Source organism: Streptomyces sp. NTH33 (genome assembly GCF_003236365.1).
In the GTDB taxonomy this organism is placed as follows: Bacteria; Actinomycetota; Actinomycetes; order Streptomycetales; family Streptomycetaceae; genus Streptomyces.
In genome coordinates, this window is the sequence record NZ_POTZ01000600.1 from 1 (window position 1) to 3,440 (window position 3,440).

The 3,440-nt window shown below is 67.3% G+C and carries 4 protein-coding genes, 1 tRNA gene and 1 pseudogene; 3 read left to right on the top strand and 3 right to left on the bottom strand.

The features are described 5' to 3' along the window. Positions 1 to 239 (top strand): annotated as a pseudogene (locus tag C1I97_RS33580) (bifunctional DNA primase/polymerase); the annotation flags it as partial. A 4-nt stretch (positions 240 to 243) separates the two neighbouring features. Here C1I97_RS33580 and C1I97_RS33585 read toward each other — a convergent pair. The 3 genes from C1I97_RS33585 to C1I97_RS40310 form a co-directional block, all read right to left on the bottom strand. Beyond that, on the bottom strand, positions 244 to 687 hold the full coding sequence (locus C1I97_RS33585; RefSeq protein WP_258382863.1) for a hypothetical protein: 444 nt from the start codon (positions 685 to 687) through the stop codon (positions 244 to 246). A gap of 37 nt (positions 688 to 724) precedes the next feature. Further along, complete coding sequence (locus C1I97_RS33590; protein ID WP_181447026.1) at positions 725 to 1,246, bottom strand: DUF4142 domain-containing protein; 522 nt, start codon at positions 1,244 to 1,246, stop codon at positions 725 to 727. A 250-nt stretch (positions 1,247 to 1,496) separates the two neighbouring features. After that, a tRNA-Ser gene (locus C1I97_RS40310) sits at positions 1,497 to 1,626 on the bottom strand. A gap of 50 nt (positions 1,627 to 1,676) precedes the next feature. Here C1I97_RS40310 and C1I97_RS33595 point away from each other — a divergent pair. Then, entirely contained in the window at positions 1,677 to 2,273 is a 597-nt protein-coding gene (locus C1I97_RS33595; protein WP_111006800.1) for a TetR/AcrR family transcriptional regulator, read from the top strand. Then, positions 2,270 to 2,632 (top strand): DoxX family protein, encoded by a 363-nt coding sequence (locus C1I97_RS33600; RefSeq protein ID WP_258382864.1) that lies wholly within the window; start codon positions 2,270 to 2,272, stop codon positions 2,630 to 2,632. The genes C1I97_RS33595 and C1I97_RS33600 overlap by 4 nt, the downstream gene beginning before the upstream one ends. The last annotated feature ends 808 nt before the right edge of the window (positions 2,633 to 3,440 follow it).

The following is a 3,440-nucleotide window of genomic DNA, read 5'->3' on the forward strand; positions in this document are numbered from 1 at the left end:
ACCCCTCGCCGGCCTCGGCGGGCCGGCACGGCCAGGGACTGGTGCAGTTCGTCCTCGGCGCCCACGAGGGCCAGCGCAACACCCGCCTGTTCTGGGCCGCCTGCCGCGCCTACGAGAACGGCATCGGCCCCGCCCTGGCCGCCCCCTTGGTCGACGCGGCCCTGCGCACCGGCCTGACCGAACACGAGGCCCGCGCCACCATCGCCTCAGCGGCGCGCCTGACGGGCCACCGGCCGTAAGGTCCTACGCCAAGGTCCTACGGCGCACGCTCCGCAGGAAGAGCGGAACCGACAGCAGGAGCAGGGCCCCTTCGACGGCCAGGCTGACCAGCCCGAGCGGCTCCGTCCAGTTGCCGATGTCGTCGCTGTAGTCGGGCAGGCCCGGCCCCCTGGAGAGGATGTAGCCCAGCAGGGGACCGACAGCGACCCCGATCGCCAGCAGCCACCCCGCCCGGACGAGACCGGCGAGGAGCAGCACGGCGGCGACCACGGCAGCGACCTCCAGGACGTGGTAGGCCACGCCGACGTAGTAGGGGTCCCGTGTCACCGTGACGCCGCCTTGGTCCAGCACGTGGATGACGGCCACCGCGAGACACAGCAGCGCCCCCGCCCACCTGGTCGCCCAGGTGGCTCGCGGCACCGTCCCGGTGCGGTGTGCCATGTCGAGGTGCCTCGTCGTGGCTTTCATCAGCGCGCGCCCTCTGCGGCGGCGGCAGGCCGCACCTTTACCCGACCTTGGACTGCGTCTGCTCGGCGAGCTTCAGGTGGGCCTGGAGGACAGGCAGGTCCTTGCGCGCCTCGTTGATCACTTGCCGGTTGCTGCCGGTGGAGATCTGCTTCTTGGCGTCGGAGATGTCCATCTTGTGGTCGCTGATCTCCGTCTTCACGTACTGCTTGTCGAACGCGGCCCCGTGCAGGGAGGACAGCCGCGCCAGCTCGGCGCGTTCCTTGCTGTCCGGAGCGGTCGGAAGGGTGACCTTCATCTGTGCGGCGAGCTTTTTCATGCTCCCGAGCGACTTGGTGTGGTCGGCCACCAGCCGGGCGCCGAACTGCTTGACAGCAGCGCTGTGGGCATGGGTCTGGGCCATGCGCCCGCCCTGGATTTCGAACAGGTCTCCTGCGGCGGACGTCTTCATCCAGGTGATGTCCTGCGGCGAGGGGCTGGACGCCGCGAGCGCGGTGCCCGGCGACAGTACTGCCGCGGCGACGACTGACACGGTGACCGCAACTGCTTTGGGACTGGGCATGGTTTCTCCCCTGTCGAGCATCCCGAAAAGGCGGGAATGGACCCCGTCTGCACGCAGCGCGGCAAGGCGCGCTTCCGGCGTCGGCAGAGCAAGGCTGCTTGTCCGTCGTACGGCGGGTTTCCACCCGCCGTGGGTCACGAGCAACAAAAACAGCAAAAGGTGAGCAAATAACCCAAAACGCCCTTCTTGTCGGTCAGTCCGACCATTGACCGTATGACCTGGCCAGGGGCCGTTTCTGCTGCGCTCAGCGCGGAGGCGGTGGGATTTGAACCCACGGCGACATCGCCGCCACGACGGTTCTCAAGACCGCTGAGCGACTTGACTCGGCCCTTGAGACCCCGTCAACCGCCGACCATCTCAACTGCCCACTCCCTGCATCCACTCGTCGAGCGGTTGTCATCCCGCCAAGTCCGCACTAGGTTCAGTGAACATGTTCAGTGAACCTGTTCAGTCCCGTGCGGAGCGGCGTCAGCTCTCGCGGGAGAAGGTGCTCGCAGCCGCGGAGCGACTTTTCCGCGAGCAGGGCTTCGACGCGACGACCGTCCGGCAGATCGCCGCCGAGGCCGGGCTCAGCGCCGGCAGCGTGATGGCGGTGGGCGACAAGCATGGGCTGCTCGTTGAGATCTTCGACGGCTGGATCGATGCCGTGCACCGAGAACGCGACCGAGCCCGATCCGAACAGCCGTCGGCCGACACGGTCGACGACGTCATCGCGCTGATCGAACCGTTCGTCGACTACTTCGCGCTCGACCTCGGGCTGTCGCGCGAATACGCGGCGACGATCGTGCGTGGCCGACACGACTCTGCGATCTTCCAGAACCTCGGACCGACCCTGATCGGCGAGATCCAGCAGGTGCTCTCCCGAGCCGGGCACGACGAGGCCCATGCGGGCAGGGCAGCCCGATCGATCTACTTCGCCTACCTCGGCATCCTGATGACGGTGTCGAACGGGGCGCTTTCCGATGACGTCGGGCGCGAGCAGTTTCGCGACGTCGTCAGCCTCATCGTGAACCGACCGGAGAAATGATGTTCCACGTCCCGAGTCTTTGGTGGCCCACGGCACTGCTTGCCCTCGCCCTGCTTGTTGACGCATTGCTGTCGATCCGTCCACCGGCCTTCATCCAGGGCTGCCTCGACGGGGTGGGCCTGCCCCGCGAATGGTGGTGGGCACTCGTCGTGATCAAGCTGCTCGCCGCGGCAGGTCTTGTCGCTGGACTGGCGTACGACGGGATCGGGCTCGCGACGAACGTCGGGGTTGTCGCCTACTTTCTGTGTGCCGTCTACGCCCACATCCGGGCACGGTTCCTCCGGCAGGAGTTCTGGCTGAACTGCCTGGGGATGCTTTCCCTCGCGGTCGCCGTCCTGACCGTCTCGTACGTCGTGTGAGAACGATGGCGCACAGCTGCATACTCGCGCGGTCGCTGATGGTGTCCGCGTCGACGGCTCAAGCGGTTGAGCGGCCCCTGCTGTACGGCAGTGAAGTGCAGCAAGCGGGATGGCCGGAGCTGACCGCCACCAACGTCAGACACCTTGCCGGCCGGCACAGCGGACCTCAGCGACCGCCCCGCCCGTAGTTCGCATCGAGGGGTCCCCGTGCAGGGCCTCGGGCGTGCCCCACCCGTGCCCGATCGAGCGGGAAACCACGGGGAGACGCGGCGATCAGCGGGCAGCGCACAGCACAACGGCCCCTGACCACAGCACGCTGGTCCGGTCTACGCCGGATGGCGGACGTCATGGGCACAAGTCCCTGGTGAGGCAGGGTTGCTGCCGTGATCCGGTCTGCGGCCCGCCTGTCCCGGTAGGCCTGAGCCCATCGTGCCGGCGGTTCCAGGCGACCCGCTGCCGCATGGGTGAGCAGGCGTCAGAGATCACCTTGAAGGCCTAGTCGATCACCGATATGCCCGGTTCTCACAAAGGATTGACGTGTCGTCAGAAATTGGGGAGTCGGGCATGCAGGCGTCCTGAGTACCCCGTTCGGCTCCCAGGCGCCGGTCCTTCCGATACCTCCGAAATGACGGCTCTGGGGGCCGTCGGTACGTTCAATCACACGTCGGCCGTCAAGGCCGGTTTCTCGGAGAAGGAGCAAAAACGACATGATCATGTCCCGTTCTTCTGCCATTACCGCAGGCGTCGCGGCCGCCGCGGCCCTGACCGCGACCGGTATCACCTACGCCACGGCCGCCTGGGGTGAGGG

Coding starts and splice junctions, on each gene's coding strand:
- C1I97_RS33600 (WP_258382864.1), top strand. CDS start 2,270: ATGATGTTCCACGTCCCGAGTCTTTGGTGGCCCACGGCACTGCTTGCC.
- C1I97_RS33590 (WP_181447026.1), bottom strand. CDS start 1,246: ATGCCCAGTCCCAAAGCAGTTGCGGTCACCGTGTCAGTCGTCGCCGCG.
- C1I97_RS33585 (WP_258382863.1), bottom strand. CDS start 687: ATGAAAGCCACGACGAGGCACCTCGACATGGCACACCGCACCGGGACG.
- C1I97_RS33595 (WP_111006800.1), top strand. CDS start 1,677: ATGTTCAGTGAACCTGTTCAGTCCCGTGCGGAGCGGCGTCAGCTCTCG.